This window comes from Streptomyces sp. R41 (genome assembly GCF_041053055.1).
Taxonomy (GTDB): Bacteria; Actinomycetota; Actinomycetes; order Streptomycetales; family Streptomycetaceae; genus Streptomyces.
This window is the reverse complement of sequence record NZ_CP163443.1, coordinates 4,088,226-4,105,282: the sequence shown is the minus strand read 5'-3', so window position 1 is coordinate 4,105,282 and position 17,057 is coordinate 4,088,226. Positions and strand designations below refer to the sequence as shown.

Annotated in this window: 14 protein-coding genes and 2 tRNA genes; 7 read left to right on the top strand and 9 right to left on the bottom strand. The window is 69.1% G+C overall.

The features are described from left to right. Positions 1-67: 67 nt before the first annotated feature. The 3 genes from AB5J53_RS18870 to AB5J53_RS18860 all read right to left on the bottom strand — a co-directional run bounded on the left by AB5J53_RS18870 (position 68) and on the right by AB5J53_RS18860 (position 4,429). Positions 68-2,005: a galactose oxidase-like domain-containing protein gene (locus AB5J53_RS18870; protein ID WP_369246831.1), complete on the bottom strand. Its 1,938-nt coding sequence runs from the start codon at positions 2,003-2,005 to the stop codon at positions 68-70. Beyond that, positions 2,002-3,948: a glycosyltransferase family 2 protein gene (locus tag AB5J53_RS18865; RefSeq protein WP_369246830.1), complete on the bottom strand. Its 1,947-nt coding sequence runs from the start codon at positions 3,946-3,948 to the stop codon at positions 2,002-2,004. The genes AB5J53_RS18870 and AB5J53_RS18865 overlap by 4 nt, the downstream gene beginning before the upstream one ends. A gap of 407 nt (positions 3,949-4,355) precedes the next feature. Continuing rightward, positions 4,356-4,429, bottom strand: a tRNA-Lys gene (locus tag AB5J53_RS18860). 186 nt (positions 4,430-4,615) lie between these two features. On the opposite strand from AB5J53_RS18860, the gene AB5J53_RS18855 reads away from it, so the two are divergent. The 7 genes from AB5J53_RS18855 (at position 4,616) to AB5J53_RS18825 (ending at position 12,355) form a co-directional block, all read left to right on the top strand. Next, positions 4,616-5,989 (top strand): peptidoglycan-binding protein, encoded by a 1,374-nt coding sequence (locus tag AB5J53_RS18855; RefSeq protein WP_369246829.1) that lies wholly within the window; start codon positions 4,616-4,618, stop codon positions 5,987-5,989. A gap of 159 nt (positions 5,990-6,148) precedes the next feature. Further along, entirely contained in the window at positions 6,149-7,363 is a 1,215-nt protein-coding gene (locus AB5J53_RS18850; RefSeq protein WP_369246828.1) for an SPFH domain-containing protein, read from the top strand. A 137-nt stretch (positions 7,364-7,500) separates the two neighbouring features. After that, positions 7,501-8,109, top strand: a complete 609-nt coding sequence (locus AB5J53_RS18845; RefSeq protein ID WP_369246827.1) for a lytic polysaccharide monooxygenase — start codon at positions 7,501-7,503, stop codon at positions 8,107-8,109. Positions 8,110-8,244: 135 nt separating this feature from the next. After that, positions 8,245-8,712 (top strand): DUF3592 domain-containing protein, encoded by a 468-nt coding sequence (locus tag AB5J53_RS18840; protein WP_369246826.1) that lies wholly within the window; start codon positions 8,245-8,247, stop codon positions 8,710-8,712. Between the two features lie 70 nt (positions 8,713-8,782). Beyond that, entirely contained in the window at positions 8,783-10,441 is a 1,659-nt protein-coding gene (locus AB5J53_RS18835) for a long-chain-fatty-acid--CoA ligase (protein ID WP_369246825.1), read from the top strand. A 70-nt stretch (positions 10,442-10,511) separates the two neighbouring features. Continuing rightward, the gene (locus tag AB5J53_RS18830) at positions 10,512-11,717 is read left to right on the top strand and encodes a sensor histidine kinase (protein ID WP_369246824.1); all 1,206 of its coding nucleotides are present in this window, start codon (positions 10,512-10,514) and stop codon (positions 11,715-11,717) included. Between the two features lie 5 nt (positions 11,718-11,722). Beyond that, positions 11,723-12,355, top strand: coding sequence for a response regulator (locus AB5J53_RS18825; RefSeq protein ID WP_369252318.1), 633 nt, complete (start codon positions 11,723-11,725; stop codon positions 12,353-12,355). Positions 12,356-12,707: 352 nt separating this feature from the next. Here AB5J53_RS18825 and AB5J53_RS18820 read toward each other — a convergent pair. The 6 genes from AB5J53_RS18820 to ehuB all read right to left on the bottom strand — a co-directional run bounded on the left by AB5J53_RS18820 (position 12,708) and on the right by ehuB (position 16,984). Next, positions 12,708-12,781, bottom strand: a tRNA-Lys gene (locus tag AB5J53_RS18820). A 132-nt stretch (positions 12,782-12,913) separates the two neighbouring features. Then, positions 12,914-13,672, bottom strand: coding sequence for an IclR family transcriptional regulator (locus tag AB5J53_RS18815; protein ID WP_369246823.1), 759 nt, complete (start codon positions 13,670-13,672; stop codon positions 12,914-12,916). Between the two features lie 241 nt (positions 13,673-13,913). Beyond that, complete coding sequence (gene ehuA, locus AB5J53_RS18810; RefSeq protein WP_369246822.1) at positions 13,914-14,690, bottom strand: ectoine/hydroxyectoine ABC transporter ATP-binding protein EhuA; 777 nt, start codon at positions 14,688-14,690, stop codon at positions 13,914-13,916. Between the two features lie 10 nt (positions 14,691-14,700). Continuing rightward, positions 14,701-15,351 carry an ectoine/hydroxyectoine ABC transporter permease subunit EhuD gene (gene ehuD, locus AB5J53_RS18805; RefSeq protein ID WP_369246821.1) on the bottom strand — a complete coding sequence of 217 codons (651 nt, stop codon included), beginning with the start codon at positions 15,349-15,351 and terminating at the stop codon, positions 14,701-14,703. After that, on the bottom strand, positions 15,348-16,076 hold the full coding sequence (gene ehuC / locus AB5J53_RS18800; RefSeq protein ID WP_369246820.1) for an ectoine/hydroxyectoine ABC transporter permease subunit EhuC: 729 nt from the start codon (positions 16,074-16,076) through the stop codon (positions 15,348-15,350). The genes ehuD and ehuC overlap by 4 nt, the downstream gene beginning before the upstream one ends. Continuing rightward, a complete protein-coding gene (ehuB, locus tag AB5J53_RS18795) occupies positions 16,073-16,984 on the bottom strand; it encodes an ectoine/hydroxyectoine ABC transporter substrate-binding protein EhuB (RefSeq protein ID WP_369246819.1) in 912 nt (303 codons plus the stop codon). The genes ehuC and ehuB overlap by 4 nt, the downstream gene beginning before the upstream one ends. Positions 16,985-17,057: the final 73 nt, after the last annotated feature.

The window sequence follows — 17,057 nt, the reverse complement described above, 5'->3', positions numbered from 1 at the left end:
GGGGGGCGCCCTCCGCCGGGTTCAGGTCCGGCGGAGGGCGCCCCCCCGTCACGTACCACTCAAGAGATCAAGGCACCTTGACCCACTGGGCCTTGCTCGGTGTCCCTTGGTCGTCCGTCACGAACAGCATGTACCAGCCGGACTCGACGAGGTTGCGGTTCTTCGGAACGGTCACCGTGATCCCGCTCTTCGTCTTCTTGAAGTCCAGCGCGATGGACCGCTGGTCGACGTCGGTGACGTGGGTGGACGCGCTCGGCCGGATCAGCCGGGCCGTCTTGATGGACGTGACGTGCTGCGAGGTGAACGTCGCGGACGCGCCGCGGGCGATCGTCTTCGGGCCGCCCGAGAGCGAGGGCTGCGAGCCGTGGAAGAGGTACGGCGGTGTGTAGATCTCGATGCGCTGCTCGAACGTGGCGGGCTTGGTGTTGGCCTTGTCCGCGTAGAGCGAGTTGGAGCCGAAGAACACCACGCGGCCGTCGGGCAGCAGGATCGAGCCCGAGTGGTAGTTGCGGCCCACGAGCGGGTCCGCGACCCGGTCGAAGGTGTTCGACGTGGGGTTGTAGATCCGCGCCTGGAGGATGTTGGAGTCGCTGCGCCCGCGGTAGTCCTCGGAGCCGCCGGACACCAGCACGGTGTCGTCGGGCAGGATCGAGGACTGCGGATAGCGGGTGCCCTTCTCCAGCTCCGGCCCGTCGACGAACTTCGGGTTCTTGGCCTTGAGGTCGATGAGCCGGGTCTTCTTGCTGGACAGCTTGGACTCGCCGACCCCGCCGCCGCCGATCACCATGTACTTCTCGTCCTGCGCGGGCGGCAGCAGCACCGTGCCGGACGTCTCCATCATGTTCGGGTCGCTGAGGCCCTTGAGCTTGGTGAACTTGTTGCTGGCCAGGTCCCAGACGCCGGGGTCGCGGCCGACGTCGTCGGGGCCGTAACCGGCGTTCGAGCCCGAGTAGAAGAGCTTGCCGTTCTGCATCAGGGAGATCGCCGGGTAGGTCGGGAACTGCCGGATGCCCTTGGTGTAGGTCCACTTCTTGGTCTTCGGGTCGAAGACCTCGTTCTTGCCCGGGACCAGCTGGCCGATCTCGTCGAGACCGGAGAGGCTGAGGACCTTGCCGTCCGACAGGGTGGTCAGCGTCGGGTACCAGCGGGCCTCGTTCATCGGGTCGACCTTGATGTACCTCTCGGCGACCGGATCGAACTCGTATGCGTCCCGGATCCCCTGGAAGTCCTTCTTGTCCAGGGCGAGCTTCTGCGCGATGCCGTACGTGTTGCGGGCGTCCGTGCCCGTCAGGCCCTGGATGCGGTAGTTGTCCTGGGTGCCCGTCTCGTACTTCTGGCCGCTCTTGTGCGCCTCGACGTAGATGCGGCCGAGGCCCGGGTCGTTGCGCAGGAACGTGCCGGTCGCCTTGTCGAAGACCTTCTTGGCGCGCGGTACGAGCACCGGGTCCTTGGAGACGAACGTCTTGCCGTTCTTCTTGCCGGTGAACTTGGTGCCCGCGGGCAGCGTGATCGGCTTGTCCGGGTTCTCGTTGTGGACCACCATCAGGCCGCCGGCCTTGGTGACGTCACCCTTCAGCGTCTCGTACCGCTTGGTGCCTCCGGCGATCAGCAGATTGCCGTTGGCGAGCTGCGTGTGGCCCGTGCAGAAGAGGTCGGCCGGCGTCGGGATCTTCTTGATGGTGCCCTTGACCGGGTCCCAGATGCGCGTGTCGAACTTCTTCGCGTCGAAGTTGTCCTGATTGTTGCCCGAGCCCGCGATCAGCAGGATCTTGCCGGTGTGCAGCAGGGCCGCGTGGATCGTGTTCAGCCGGTACTGCTGGGGGAAATCGATGATGTCCCAGTGGCCGTTGGCGGCTTTGTACTCCGGCTTGTTGATCGTGTACTGGTGGTACTTGTCCGTTCCGAAGCGATACAGCCACGGCCCGTTCATCCCGGCCAGAGCGACCACCACCGCCCCGGTTATCGCGAGGCGGCGGGCACGGCGGCGGCGGGCACCGTCTTTCATTTGTTACGTCCCCCAAGGGTGATCTGCATCGTCTGGTCGTTCCCGCCGGTCGCGGCCCAAGTCGGCTTGTGCTGCGGCGCATGCGGGGCGTGCTGCTCCTGCTGCGGCACGGAGGCCTGCGGAGGAACGGCCACGGCTTCGGGCGGGACCGGGGGCTTCTTCTTCGCCTGGCGCAGGGTCCAGCGCCACGCGAAGATCGGCGAGGCGGTGATCAGCAGGGCGAAGGTGGCCCAGGTGATCATCGCCGGGTGCGAGTGCCCGAGCATGACACCGGCGACGATGGAGCCGGCGAAGACCAGAATGAAGAACAGGTGGATCCGGAAGGTCCCGAACAGCGTGTCGGGGCTCGCCGAATCGCCCTTGGGCGTCACCACGAACTTGCTCTTGCGGCGCAGCACGGCGTCCATCAGGGACCGGGCGTAGATGGGCGCGGAGAGCGCCGACATCACCATGCCGGCCACGCCGCCCGAGCCCTCGGGCTCGTGCGGGGAGACGTTGTGGCGGCGGTTCCAGATGTACAGGCCGATCTGCAGCGCGGACGCGTTGCCGTACAGCATCAGCCAGACCGTCGGGTCGATGTTCACACCCGAGGCGCCCAGGCCCAGGAACAGCGCGCAACTCAGCGCCGCGAGGATCCAGTTGAGGGCCGACATCGGGTAGAAGATGATCATCATCGTGTAGTTGAAGAGCTTGCTCGGCGGCAGCGAGTAGAAGCCCTTCCAGTACTGCTTGAGGATCGTCTCGTACGTGCCTCTGGACCAGCGCAGCTGCTGGGTGAAGAAGTCCGTCCAGGCGTTCGGGCCCTCACCGACCGCGAGTACGTCCGGGGTGTAGACCGAGCGCCACTTCTTGCCCGTGGCCGGGTTCTTGTGGCGGTGGATCTCGAAGCCGGTCGCCATGTCCTCGGTGATCGAGTCGTACAGACCGCCGATCTGCTTCAGCGCCTTGATGCGTACGGCGTTGGAGGTACCCACGAACATCGGCGCGCCGTAGGCGTTGCCGGCCCGCTGGATCAGCGCGTGGAAGAGGAACTGCTGGGACTCGGCGGCCTTGGTGATGGGGTTGTCGTAGTTGCCGTACACCTGCGGGCCGATGACGAAGCCGACGTCCGGGTCGCGGAAGAAGCCGAGCATCCGCTCCAGGTAGTTGGGCAGCGGCACATGGTCGGTGTCGACCGAGGCGAAGTAGTCGTAGTCGTCGCCGTGCGCTTCCAGCCAGGCGTTGTAGTTGCCGTGCTTGGTCTTGGCGCGGTGCGGGCCCTTGGCCTGGTTCCACTTCGCGACGCCCTTGCGGGAGAAGTGGTGCACGCCGAGGCGCTTGCACACCTCCTTCACCTCGGGGTCGTCGCCCTCGTCGAGGAGCCAGACGTGCAGAAGGCCCCGGTGGCGCAGCTTGACGGCCGCCTCCAGGGTCTTCGTCACCATGGCGAGGGGTTCCTTGCCGGGCACGAAGGAGGTGAGGAAGGCGACTCTGGTGCCGGTCTCGGGCACCACCGGGATGGGGTCGCGGGCGACCAGGGTGGCGTGCGCGTTCGACAGCACGTTCATGCAGCGGAAGAACTCGATCAGACCGATCGAGACCAGCATCACGATGTCGAGGGCCGGCAGGAAGTCGTAGGCCGGATAGTCGCGTTCGGTCCAGTGCTCGGGCTGGAGCAGCCAGCCGAGCAGGATCAGCGAGAGCAGCGGCGCGGCGCCCAGCATGAGCGCGGCCCTTATGCGGTGCGGCTCCTGCGACAGCAGCGAGCGGTACTGCACCTTGTACGGCTTGTTCGGGTCGGGCTGTGTGAGGGGGCCCGCGAGCCGGCTGTAGTGCTCGTAGTCGTATCTCGGAAGAGACTTCTTTATCCTCCGGAAGCCGCCCGTCCGGTGCGATGGCACCCTGAGCTGGGTCGTCTCTGACGGGTCGAAGTTCTGCCGGGCGCCCGTCGGCGTCGACGTCATGAGTCATCCCCCCGCACGCACGGTCAGGTGCGTGTTCGTCGGTTTCTGTCGTCCGCTCGGGTCCCCCTCGACCGTCACGGACGCATCACTGGCAGGCCAGCGTCACCACATCATCCACACCCTATAGACATGGAACGACGACCTTCCGGTTGCATGATGCCCCCCTCGACATCTGTCCATGAACGGGGCCCCCAACCCCCCATGCCCGCAACCGGCCAAGCCCCCAACTGTCATGTATCGACAGTCCCTTGAAGCCCAGGGTTCTACGCCGTCCATCTTGATCGCAAGATGCGAAACGCGGTGTTAACCGGTCATACGCGCTCATTGGGACGCGTGTACGAGGTTGGGGTCGGCGTGCGCGTACGGCGATGGGGGCCCTCGCAGCTGCGAGGGCCCCCATCGGTCGGTGCGCCGCCAGGGACTCGAACCCCGGACCCGCTGATTAAGAGTCAGCTGCTCTAACCAACTGAGCTAGCGGCGCCGGCTGACCCGAGAACTCTATCCGACCGGGTGGGGTGCTCTGGACCACCGGGGAGGCTCTCCGGACCAGGTCGGAGGGGTCCTGTACATCATTCGGACCGTCAACATGCGACACCGGAGGAGGGTTGAGAAACTGACGACTGTGCAGAACTGCGGACATTTCCACCTGGAGTGTGAGGGGATTCGCATGGCGGCTCCGGTATTCGAGGAGTTCGATCCCGCGAGCGACTGCGACTGCCCCGGATGCGTTCACTGGCGACGCGTCATGCCGTATTCCTCGCTCTCGGGGCCCTTGGGCCATCCGGCGGCCCGCAAGGCGCTCGTCCTGGCCGCGGCGGCGGGCACCGTCCTCGGCGTGGGCCAGTCGGTGCCGGCGGTCGCGGTCGCGCACGGACCCGCCCGGCCGGGCGTTCCCGCAGGTGACGAGCCCGACACCCCGCAGGGCGGCAAGGCCCCGCTGCACGGGCCCGGCGGCAAACCGGCGAAACCCGCAAAGCCCTCGACCGTGGCCGAGGCGCCCACGACCACCCGGGCCGAGATCGTCAACCGGGCCAAGAAGTGGGTGGCCGCGCGGGTGCCGTACGACATGTACGCGTACCGGCCGGACGGGTACCGACAGGACTGCTCCGGCTTCGTCTCGATGGCCTGGGGCCTGCCGGGAAACGAATGGACGGGCAGCCTGAGCACCTTCGGCGTGCGGATTTCCCGCGATCAGCTGCAGCCGGGCGACATTCTCCTCTTCCACAATCCCGACGATCCCGAGAGAGGCTCGCACGTCGTCCTTTTCGGCGGCTGGACGGACTACACGCACAGCTATTACCTCGCGTACGAGCAGACCCGCCCGCACACCCGGAAACAGGCCACCCCGTACGCGTACTGGAGCAACTCGGACCGCTATGTGGCCTACCGGTACAAGGGGCTGACCGAGGGTATGAGCGGCGCGGGCGCGGCCTCGTCGGACGCGCAGAACACCGGCTACCCGGGGGACGCGTACTTCGGCCCCGGCGCGAACAACGCATACGTCACCCAACTGGGCCGCCTCCTCGTGGACCGGGGCGCGGGCCGCTTCTACGCCACGGGCCCGGGACCGCGCTGGTCGGACGCGGACCGGCAGGCCACCCGGGCGTTCCAGCGGGCGCAGGGCTGGGCCGGAGCGGAGGCGGACGGGCTCCCGGGGCCCGAGACGTGGTCGTACCTGGTGGGGAAGAAGGGCAAGGACATTCCGGGCGCGGCGACGGGTGACTCCGAGGCCGAGGGGTCTCCCGGGACGAAGGGTTCCGCGGAGGGTTCCACGGATACCTCGGGCGCCTCCTCGCACGGGGTGTCCGGCTATCCGGGGCGCGCGATGTTCCGGCCGGGTGCGCACAACGCGTACGTCACCCGGCTCGGAAAGCAGCTGATGAAGAAAGGGTTCGGCAAGTACTACACAACGGGTCCCGGACCGCGCTGGGGCGAGGCGGACCGGCGCAACGTCGAGGCGTTCCAGCGTTCCCAGGGCTGGCGCGGCGGCGCGGCGGACGGTTATCCGGGGCCGGAGACATGGCGGCGGCTCTTCTCCTGAGCACCATTCGAGTCCTGCACACATTCGAGTTCGTGCGAAATCCCGGGTTTCGGGCGGTATCCCGAACTCGGGCGGGATACCGGACTCGGACGAGAGCCCGAGTTGGGCCGACATCCGAGTTCTTACGAAACTTCCAGGCGCGGAGGCATGGAGGCACGTATGAGTACGACGACTTCACACACCCCGGAGTCCGAAGGGGCAGGGACGGGGCCGGACGCATCGGTATCGGCATCAGCACCGGTATCGGCATCGGCAGCGGCACCGGAGGGCGGTGGTACGCGATCCGCACGGCTCATCCAGAACGAGTCGACCACCGAGATCCCCGTCCATCTGCTCTTCCGTGACGACCCCGAGCCGGTCTCGGTGCCCCTCACGCCCGCCGTCGTGGGCCGGCGGCGCGGCACCGGCGAGCAGCCGCGGATCCGGCGGCCCGTACCCGGCAGGGCCCCGCGCCCGGTCCCGGAGGTAGACCCCGAACTGGTCGAGCACCCCGCCCGGGTGCTGCCCGGAGTGGCGGGAGTGCTGGCCGGGGCCTGTGGTGTGGCCGGATGTGTGCTCACCTCGTGGTGGTCGGGCGCGTTGCCGCCGACCGTGCTGAAGGCGCTGGAGCTTCCGGGGCACGCGGGCGCCGGGCTCGGACCCGCGCAGTGGGCCGCGTACGCCGGGGCCGGGGCGCTCGGCCTGTTCGGCTTCGGCGGTCTCGCCCGCGGCCGGACCGGGCGGGCCTGGGTGCTCGGTCTCTTCGGGCGCTACCGCGGCACGGTCCGGCGCACCGGGCTGATGTGGGTCAACCCGCTGGTGCTACGCCGCCGTGTCGACGTCCGGCTGCGGCACTGGCGCAGTGAGCCGATGTCCGTGGTCGACGCGAACGGGGTCGCGCTGCGGGTGGTCGTGCTCGTCGTCTGGCGTGTCAAGGACACCGCGCGCGCCACGCTCGGGGTCGAGGACCACCAGACGTATCTGCGGGAGTGCGTGGAGGCGGCGCTCTCCCGGGTGCTCTCACAGCTCCCGGCCGAGGCGCCGCCGGCCGTCGTCAAGGACGTGACCCTGCGCAACACGGACGCGGTCGGCGAGGCGCTGACCCGGCTGGTCGCCGCCGACACGGCACCCGTCGGGCTGCAGGTGTTCTCGGCCCAGCCGACCCGGATCGAGTACGCGCCCGAGGTGGCCGCCGTGATGCAGCGCCGCCGGATCGCGGCGCTGGACGCCCAGCACCGCGACACCGTGCTCACCTCCGTCGTCGACTCGGTCGAGGACACGGTGACCCGGCTGACGATGCGCGGGCTGGTCGAACTGGACGACTACGAGCGCAAGGCGCTGGTGAAGGACCTGACGGTGGCGTTCTACACCGGGCGGAGGGAGGCCTCCTCGTGAGGGGTCTCTTCGGAAACGTCTCCCGAGATTGGTATGGACATGTTCAACTCACGGCAATAATCTGGGACTTGGTCTAGACCTGAACATCGCGCGCACGGCTCACGAGAACTTCCCCCACGTCCTCCAGGAGCGGCAGCATGCGCAAAGCCAAGTTCTATGCGGCCGCGCTCGGCCTCGCCACCGCGGGCACCTTCGTGCTCTCGACCGGCGGTGCCAGCGCCCACGGCTACACCGACCAGCCCCTCAGCCGGCAGAAGATGTGCGCCGCGAACGGCGGCACCGTCGCCAACTGCGGTGACATCCAGTGGGAGCCCCAGAGTGTCGAGGGCCCGAAGGGCTTCCCCGCGGCCGGTCCCGCCGACGGCCAGATCTGTTCCGCGAACCACACCAACTTCAGCCAGCTCGACCAGCCCAAGACCCCCTCGGGCGGGGCCTGGCCGACGACCAGGGTCACCAGCGGCCAGAGCTACAGCTTCCGCTGGCAGTTCACGGCCGTGCACGCCACGACCGACTTCAAGTACTTCGTCACCAAGACCGGCTGGAACCAGAGCCACGCACTGACCCGCGCGGACCTGGAGACCACCCCGTTCCTGACGGTCCCCTACAACGGACAGCGCCCCCCGTCCACGTTCTCGCACACCGGCACGCTGCCCACCGGCAAGAGCGGGCACCACATCATCCTCGGCGTGTGGACGATCGCGGACACGGCGAACGCGTTCTACTCGTGCGCGGACGTGACGTTCTGACGGCGCCTGATTTCTGAGGATCCCTTGAGGCGCGGCCCCGGTACCCGCGGGTATGTTCCCTGCACGTCGACATGACCATGACGGCGTGCAGGGAGCGGTAGCGAACACGCGAGTACGCGAACACGGGGGAATGTCATGGACGTCTTCTTCTACGCCATACCCGGACTGATCATGGCCGTGGTGCTCCTCGCGGCGGCCAAGGTGGTCCGCCGCTCGCTGGAGCTCAGGAGCGCCTGGAACAGCGGACTGACCGCCGAGGCGCGCTGTCTTCGCTCGTACACGACGACCAGCGGCGGCGGTGGCGACACCTCCGTGACCACGACGCTGCACCACGTGTACGAGTTCACGACGCGCGACGGCCGTACGGCCCGCTTCGAGGAGGCGAACGGCCCCTCGACCGTCGTCGAGGGTGACATCGTCACCGTGCACTACGCGGCCGAGCGCCCCGAGAAGGCCACGGCCCACGCGCCGAGCCCGGTCAAGGCCGCCGCGGGCACGGTCGGCATGCTGGTGTTCTTCGGCGTGATCGTCGCCTTCTGCGTCGGCTTCATGGTCACGTACCACCAGATGTCGGCGGCGAGCGACGGGTTCTTCGGGATGTAGGCCGCGGTACCGGTGCTGCGCGCGCCGCGCCTCTCCCCATCTGACGGTACGTCAATTATGGTGCGCCCCCATGGGGTCCATGAGGCGTACCGTCGCGGAGCTCGTGCGGGAACGATGGGGCGACCACCGTCCTGGGCTGTGGTTCGAGGGGCGGGTCCTGAGCCACCACCGGGTGGCGGCGGGCGCGGCGGCGCGGGCGGCGCTGCTCGCCGATCTGCTGCCGCCCGGCGCCGAACGGCACCTCGGGGTGCTGCTCGACAACACCCCCGAGTATCCGATGTGGTTGAGCGCGGCCGCCCTCGCCGGCGCCGCCGTCGCCGGGATCAATCCGACCCGGCGCGGCCCCGAACTGGCCCGCGACATCCTGCACACCGAGTGCCGCGTCCTGATCACCGAGCGGGCCCACCTGCCGCTCCTCGACAACCTCGAACTCCCCGGCGTACGCGTCCTGGTGACCGAAACGGACGCGTACGCCGACCTCCTCGCGTCGTACGAGGGCACGAAGCCGGACGCCTCCGGCGCGACCCCGGACGACCGTCTCCTCCTCTACTTCACCTCCGGCTCGACCGGTGCCCCCAAGGCCGCGATCTGCACCCAGGGCAGGCTCGCCGCCGCCGGGCAGTCGCTCGTCGACCACTTCGGGGTGCGACCGGACGACACGCACTACATCTGTATGCCGATGTTCCACGGCAACGCGGTGATCGCCGACTGGGCGCCCGCGCTGGCGGCGGGCGCGACGGTCGCGCTGCGGCGCCGGTTCTCCGCCTCGGGGTTCCTCGCCGACGTACGGGCCTGCGAGGCCACGTACTTCACCTATGTGGGCCGCGCCGTGCAGTACCTGCTGGCCACGCCCGCCCGTCCCGACGACCGTGACAATCCGCTGCGGATGGGCTTCGGCACGGAAGCCGGCGCGGTCGACGCGGCCGCCTTCGAGCAGCGCTTCGGGGTGCGCCTTGTGGAGGGGTACGGCTCCTCGGAAGGCGGCGCGGCCATCCAGCGGGTGCCCGGCACCCCGACCGGGGCGATCGGACGGGCGGCGCCCGGGGACGACCTCGCGGTGGTCGATCCGGCGACCCGGCGCGAGTGCCCGGCCGCCGTCTTCGCCGAGGACGGGCGGCTCCTCAACGGGGCGGATGCCATAGGTGAGTTGGTGAACCGCGGCCCCAACCCCTTCGAGGGCTACTGGCGCAACCCGGCCGCGGACGCCGCCCGGCGGCGCGACGGATGGTACTGGACCGGCGACCTCTTCTACCGCGACGCCGCCGGGTTCTTGTATTTCGCGGGCCGCACGGACGACCGCCTCCGCGTCGACAGCGAGAACCTCGCGGCCGCGGTGATCGAGAACATCCTCGCCCGGTACGCGGACGCAGTCGCCGTGGCGGTGTACGCGGTGCCGGATCCCGTGGCCGGGGACCAGGTGATGGCGACGGTGGCTCTGAAGGCGGGGGTCTCCTTCGATCCGCTGGACTTCGGTGAATTCCTCCTCTCCCAGCCGGACTTGGGCACCAAGATGGCGCCCCGTTTCGTGCGGATCGTGGAGCGGATGCCCGTCACGGCCACCAACAAGATCCACCGGGTGGGGCTGCGCCGGGAGGGTTTCCGGTGCGCCGATCCGGTGTGGTGGCGGCCACCGGGGGAGTGCGCGTACCGGAGGCTGGCGGAGGCGGACGTCGAGGGGCTGGTGGACGAGTACCGGGCACGGGGGCGCGAGGAGTTGCTGACGCGGTAGGGCTGGGCCCACCCCGGTACACCCGCTGCTCGTATGGTCCAAGGTGCCGGGCGCCGCCTACCGTGGCCGCATGATCCGCAGGAATCCGGTACGCCCGGTGGGGTATCTCGTCAGCGGCGTACTCGTCGGCGTCCCGCTGCTCGTCGGACTGCTGGTGCTCGGCGTCGTCGGCGCCGCGCTGACGCCCGTGCTCGTCGGGCTGCCACTGCTGGCGCTGCTCGCGCTGACGGGGGTGCCCGTGGGGGTGGTGGAGCGGTGGCGGCTGCGGCTCGGCGGTGGGGCGCCGGTGACCGGCCCTCACCGGGCCCCGGACGAACCGGGCCTCGCCGCCTGGGCCCGGCTCCGGTTCACCGAGCAGGCGACCTGGCGCGAGCTCGCGTACGCCGTCCTGCTGGCGTTCGTGCTGTGGCCGCTGGACCTGCTGGTACTGGCGGGGGCGCTGGGCGTGCCAGGCGCGATGCTGGGGGCACCCGTGCAGCTGGCCGTCTCCGGCGGTGACACCCGGATCGCCAAGCTGTGGCTGATCGACGCGTACGGGCAGGCGTTCCTGTCCGCGGCGGGCGGGCTCGCCCTGCTCCTCGTACTCCTGTGGCCGCTCGCGCTGTACGCCCGTGCCCGCGCCGCACTCGCCCGGCTGCTGCTCGCCCCGCGCGAGCCCGAACAGCGGCTCGCCGAGGTGACGAAGTCCCGGGCCCGGCTGGTGGCGGCCTTCGAGGCCGAGCGGCGGCGGATCGAACGCGATCTGCACGACGGGGCGCAGCAGCGGCTGGTGGCGCTGAGCATGACGTTGGGGCTCGCGCGTCTGGACGCGCCGCCCGAGCTGGCGGAGCGGCTCGCGGTCGCGCATGCGGAGACGGACCAAGTCCTCGGTGAGCTGCGGGAGTTGATCCACGGCATCCACCCGCAGGTGCTCGCCGACTACGGGCTCGGGGACGCGATCGCCGATGCCGCCGAGCGGTCCGCCGTACCCGCGGAGGTGGACGTGGACCTGGGACGGTACGCCGAATCCGTCGAGTCCGCCGCGTACTTCGCCGTGCGGGAGGCGCTCGCGAACGTGGGCAAGCACAGCGGGGCGAAGCGGGCGTGGATCAGCGGGCGGTACGGCGAGGACCGGCTGCGGATCGAGGTGCGGGACGACGGAAGCGGGGGAGCCGACCCGGGGCGAGGGTCGGGGCTCACCGGTCTCGCCGACCGGCTGGCGGTCCTCGATGGGACACTGACCGTCGACAGCCCGCCCGGCGGTCCGACCGTGCTGCGTATGGAGATCCCTTGCTGAGAGTCGTGCTCGCCGAGGACAGTGTGCTGCTGCGGGAGGGGCTGGTGGGGCTGCTGGCCCGCTTCGGACACGAGGTCGTGGCGGCGGTCGGCGACGCGGCGGCGCTCACGGAATCCGTGTCGGCGCACGCGCCCGACCTGGTCGTCACCGACGTACGGATGCCGCCCGGCTTCCAGGACGAGGGACTGCGCGCGGCCCTCGCCCTGCGGACCGCGGACCCGCGCCTGCCGGTGCTCGTCCTCAGCCAGTACGTCCAGCGGGCGTACGCCGCCGAACTCCTCGACACCGGGGACGGCACCGGCGTCGGCTATCTCCTCAAGGACCGCGTCGGACAGGTCGAGCAGTTCGCCGAGGCGGTGGAGCGGGTGGCCGCGGGCGGGACGGTCGTGGATCCGGAAGTCGTACGGCAGTTGCTGCGCCGTCGGCGGGATCCGCTGGAGGCGCTGACACCGCGCGAGCGCGAGGTGCTCGGCCTGGTGGCGGAGGGAAAGTCCAACGGGGCGATCGCCCGCCAACTGGTCGTCACCGAGGCGGCCGTCGGCAAGCACATCGGGAACATCCTGGGAAAACTGGACCTGCCTCCGGCCGAGGACACCCACCGACGCGTGCTGGCCGTGCTGGCTTATCTGCGGGGCTGAGCGACCCCGGGGAACCGCTTGGCTGAGGTCTTCCGAAGGACGGGAAGAGGTCTCGGAAGAACTTTGTCGAAGGACGCGAAGGAGAGGAATTCCTCTCGCCGCTCGGGGGGAGGATGGACCCGGACGCCTGTGCGCGGTGTCGGCGGCCCTCGAATCGTTCTCGGCGCTCACCGTCGTGGCCTGGTCCCACGGGGTCGCCATCGTGGTCGCGGGGATCTACCTGTTCAGGGCGCACGCGGCCTGCCCCCGCTTCCGCCGCGCCTGCTGTACGCGACCCCGACGGTTCGCGCCCTGTCGGACGTGCTGGAACATACGTGAAGGCCCCCCACTGCTGTGGAGGGCCTCACCAAGGTGCGCCGCCAGGGACTCGAACCCCGGACCCGCTGATTAAGAGTCAGCTGCTCTAACCAACTGAGCTAGCGGCGCATGACTCTCACCTCCCGCTCTCGCGGTCGGCGACAAAAGAAATACTACCTGGTCCGCAGGGGTGCTCCTGACCACCCGGTGGCGGATCTGGATCGCCGGGAACAGACGGCCCGGATCGCCGGGGACGGCGGCCTAGATCGCCAGGGACAGCAGGACCGGGGTCGCCCCGCGGTTCAGCGTGTCCGCGGCCTGCCGGAGCCGGTGGGCGTGCTCTACCGGCAGGGACAGGGCGAGGCAGCCGACGGAGGAGCCCGCCGTGATGGGGACGGCCGCGCAGACCGTGCCGACGGCGTACTCCTGGAGGTCGAGCATCGGCACCGTGGGCGGCTGGGCCTCCAGCCGGGACAGCAGGAGCCGCTCGCTGGTGATGGTGCGCGAGGTGAGGCGGGCCATCTTGTGGCGGGCGAGGTGGTCGCGCCGGCCGTTGTGGTCGAGCTGGCCGAGCAGGCTCTTGCCGACCGCGCTGGCGTGGGCGGAGGAGCGGAAGTCGACCCACTCGTTGACCGCGGGGGTCGAGGGGCTCGCGGCGCACTGGGTGACGTGCACCTCACCGTCGATGTAGCGGCTGATGTAGATCGCGGCGCCGACCGAGTCGCGCAGCCGGTCGATGGTCTGCTGGAGCTTCTCGCGCAGCGCCTGGTCGCGGCCGTGGGCGGAACCGAGCCGGTTCAGGGCGACACCGGTGACGTACGCGCCGTCGGCGATCTGCTCGACGTAGCCCTCCCGGCGCAGCATCCGCAGGAGCGTGGTCAGGCGCTCCGTGCCGAGGCGGGTCTGGCGGGCGAGTTCGGCGTCGGTGACACCGGTGGAATGCCGCGACACCGTCTCCAGGACGCGGAGGGCGTCCTGGGCCGAGTGGTACGGCGCGGTCGGCTCGTGCATCAGCGCCACGGTTTCCCCCTGCGCTTCATGGACCCGGCTCAAACAAGACACAGCCCGGACAGCCGGGCTCCCTCCACGATAACCACCAAAGGGCTTGCTGTGAGCGTGTGTTGACGAGATTCATGGCGCGCTCCAACCCTCTCAACAGGAGCGCGCCACTCTGGCATATGCCAACGTCATGGCACACAGGGCATGCCCCACGTGCCGGACCTCGCACCTTGCGGTGCCGGTCCGCGTTCACTCCTCGCAGTCACAGAACCGCGCTGAGAAATTCCCGGGTCCTGTCGTGCTCCGGATCGCTGAAGATCTTCTCCGGTGAACCGGCCTCGATGACGCGGCCGGAATCGAACATCAGGACCTGGTCCGATATGTCCCTGGCGAAATTCATCTCGTGAGTCACACAGAGCATCGTGATGTCGGTGGTGTGGGCGATGTCACGGAGGACGTCGAGGACACCCGCGACCAGCTCAGGGTCGAGCGCGGACGTCACCTCGTCCAGGAGCAGCACCTGCGGACGCATCGCCAGCGCCCGCGCGATCGCCACGCGCTGCTGCTGGCCGCCGGACAGCCGGCTCGGACGCTCGTCGCACTTGTCCGCGAGGCCCACCAGGTCGAGCAGCTCGCGGGCCCGCGCCTCGGCCTCGTCCTTGGACAGGCCGAGGACGGTGACGGGCGCCTCGGTGATGTTCCTCAGCACGCTCATGTTCGGGAACAGATTGAACTGCTGGAAGACCATCCCGATCTTCTTGCGGACCTCGCGGATCTGCTTCTCGCCCGCCGGGAAGAGCTGCTCCCCGGCGACCGAGATCGTGCCCTCGTCCGGCTTGGTCAGGGTCATCAGCATCCGCAGGATCGTCGTCTTGCCCGAACCGGACGGGCCGATCAGGGTGACGTGCTTGCCCGAGTCGACGCGGAAGTCGAGCCCGTCCAGGACGGTGTTGCTCCCGAACCGCTTGGTGACCTTGTCGAAACGGATCAGCTCGGCGCCGTCCACCGGGGGGTTGGCGTGCGCGTCGGGGTCTTTCATCAGGGGGGTGTCAGCGGACAAGACGTCGCTCCAGGGCTCGCATGAGGAGGGAAGCCGGATAGGAAATGAGGATGAAGGCCACGCCGATGACCGTGAGCGGCTCGGTGAACTGGAAGTGCTGCTGCGAATACAGCCGCGCCTCACCGAGCATGTCCAGGACGGTGATCGCCATCAGCATCGGTGTGTCCTTGAGCATCGAGATGACGTAGTTGCCCAGCGCGGGCACCACGCGGCGGATCGCCTGCGGCAGGATCACCGCGGTCCAGGTGCGCCGCACGGGCAGACTGAGTGCCGTGGCCGCTTCCCATTGGCCGGGCGGCACGCCCTCGATGCCGGCCCGGTAGACCTGCATCGTGTACGTCGAGTAGTGCAGCCCGATCGCGACGACACCGGTGGTCAGCGCGGAGAACGTGATGTTCCACTCGGGCAGCACATAGAAGAGGAAGAACAGCTGCACCAGGAGCGGGGTGTTGCGGATGAACTCCGTCACCACCCCGACCGGCCAGCGCACCCACCGCGTCGGCGTGCGCATCAGCAACGCCCACACCAGGCCGAGGGCGAACGAGATCAGCGAACCGAGGGCCAGCGCCTGCAGGGTGACCAGCAGCCCGTCCCAGAAGTGCGGCATGAAGTCGCCGACCGCGCTCCAGTCCCAGGTCATGCGGCACCTCCGCTCGCCGCGCCCACACCGGTCGCCTGGGCCCGGCGCAGTTCACGCTGGGACACCCCGCGTTCCGGCTCCTTGCCTATCCCGGCCTTCAGCCGCTTCTCCAGGCCGCGCATCATCCGGGTGAGCAGGAAGGCGATGACGAAGTAGATGAGCAGGACGTACGAGTAGATCTCCGCGCTCTGTTGCAACGCGAGCCGCACCAGATTGCCGCTGAACGCCAGATCGCCCATCCCCATGATCGAGACCAGGGCCGTGCCCTTGAGCAGTTCGATCAGCAGGTTGCAGAAGGAGGGGATCATCTCGGGCACCGCCTGCGGCAGCAGGATCAGCCGCATCCGCTGCCAGGGCGTGAAGCTGAGCGCGATACCGCCCTCGCGCTGAGCGGGGTCGACCGCGTTCAGGGCGCCGCGCACGATCTCCGCGCCGTACGCCCCGTACGTCAACCCCAGCGCCAGCGTGCCCGCCCACATCGGGACGAGCTGCCAGCCGAAGGCGAGCGGAAGCACGAAGTACACCCAGAAGATCATGATCAGCGCGGAGGTGCCGCGGAACACCTCGGTGTAGAAGCCCGCGAGGAAGCGGACGATCCACCGCCGCGAGGTGCGCGCGATCCCGACCACGAAGGAGACGGCACCGGCCAACAGGGCGCTGAAGACCAGCAGTTGGACGGTGATCCAGATCCCTTTGAGTACGAGTTCCCAGAGTCCCGAGGTCATCCGCGGCAGAGCTCCTTCGCGGTCATGTCGGTCATCTCGGCCTTGGTGAAACCGAAGGGCTTGAGAATGCGGAAGAGTTCGCCGCTGTCCTTCATCTTCTTCAGCTCCACGTTGAAGGCGTCCCGCAGCTTCGTCTCGGCCGAGCGGAACGCGAAGCCGCCGCCGTCGACGTGCGGCTTGCCCTTCACCAGGGGCGCGAAGGGCTTCGTGCTCTCCGCCTTGCGGGACTTCTTGACCACTTCCCGGGTGGTCAGCGCGGTCCCCGCGAAGACGTCGACGCGCCCCGCCTCGACCGCGTTCAGCCCGGCCACCTGATCCGGCACGATCAGGATGTCGCTCTCCTTGTACCCGGCCTCGACCGCGTACTGGATCTCCGCGTACCCCGTGCCCGTCGCGAACTTGGCCTTCTTCGCGACGACGTCCTTGTAGTCGTGCAACCCCTTCGGATTGCCCTTGCGCACGATGAACGCGTCCAGCATCTGATAGTCCGGGTCGGCGAAGATGACCTGCTGGCAGCGCTCGGGGTTGATGTACATCCCGGCGGACACGACGTCGAACTGCTGCGAGTTGAGCCCAGGAATGAGCGAGCCGAACTCGGTCGGGACCGGCTGGACGCGATCGACCCCCAGCCGCTTGAAGACGGCCTTCGCGAGTTCGGGCGCCTCGCCGGTCAGTTCGCCGTTCTTGTCGATGTAGCCGAAGGGGATCTCGCCCGCGATGCCGAGTCGTACGACACCCTGCGCCTTCAGCCGGTCGAGGAGATCACCGCCGTTGTCGGACGCCGTGGCGACCCGGGTGCACCCGGCGGCGCCCAGCGCCCCGACGGCACCGAGCGCGGAGGCGCCCGCGAGCAGCGAACGCCGGCTCGGCCCTCGTTTCTCTGTGTCATTCCCAAGTGGTGGAGCCATGGCCGCGCGGCTACCCGGGACCATGCGATGTATTCGGATCGATTTCAGCCCCGTGTGCCGCCGACGCCCCCTT

Coding starts and splice junctions, on each gene's coding strand:
- AB5J53_RS18830 (WP_369246824.1), top strand. CDS start 10,512: ATGATCCGCAGGAATCCGGTACGCCCGGTGGGGTATCTCGTCAGCGGC.
- ehuC (WP_369246820.1), bottom strand. CDS start 16,076: ATGACCTCGGGACTCTGGGAACTCGTACTCAAAGGGATCTGGATCACC.
- AB5J53_RS18835 (WP_369246825.1), top strand. CDS start 8,783: ATGGGGTCCATGAGGCGTACCGTCGCGGAGCTCGTGCGGGAACGATGG.
- AB5J53_RS18845 (WP_369246827.1), top strand. CDS start 7,501: ATGCGCAAAGCCAAGTTCTATGCGGCCGCGCTCGGCCTCGCCACCGCG.
- AB5J53_RS18855 (WP_369246829.1), top strand. CDS start 4,616: ATGGCGGCTCCGGTATTCGAGGAGTTCGATCCCGCGAGCGACTGCGAC.
- AB5J53_RS18850 (WP_369246828.1), top strand. CDS start 6,149: ATGAGTACGACGACTTCACACACCCCGGAGTCCGAAGGGGCAGGGACG.
- ehuD (WP_369246821.1), bottom strand. CDS start 15,351: ATGACCTGGGACTGGAGCGCGGTCGGCGACTTCATGCCGCACTTCTGG.
- ehuB (WP_369246819.1), bottom strand. CDS start 16,984: ATGGCTCCACCACTTGGGAATGACACAGAGAAACGAGGGCCGAGCCGG.
- AB5J53_RS18870 (WP_369246831.1), bottom strand. CDS start 2,005: ATGAAAGACGGTGCCCGCCGCCGCCGTGCCCGCCGCCTCGCGATAACC.
- ehuA (WP_369246822.1), bottom strand. CDS start 14,690: ATGAAAGACCCCGACGCGCACGCCAACCCCCCGGTGGACGGCGCCGAG.
- AB5J53_RS18840 (WP_369246826.1), top strand. CDS start 8,245: ATGGACGTCTTCTTCTACGCCATACCCGGACTGATCATGGCCGTGGTG.
- AB5J53_RS18865 (WP_369246830.1), bottom strand. CDS start 3,948: ATGACGTCGACGCCGACGGGCGCCCGGCAGAACTTCGACCCGTCAGAG.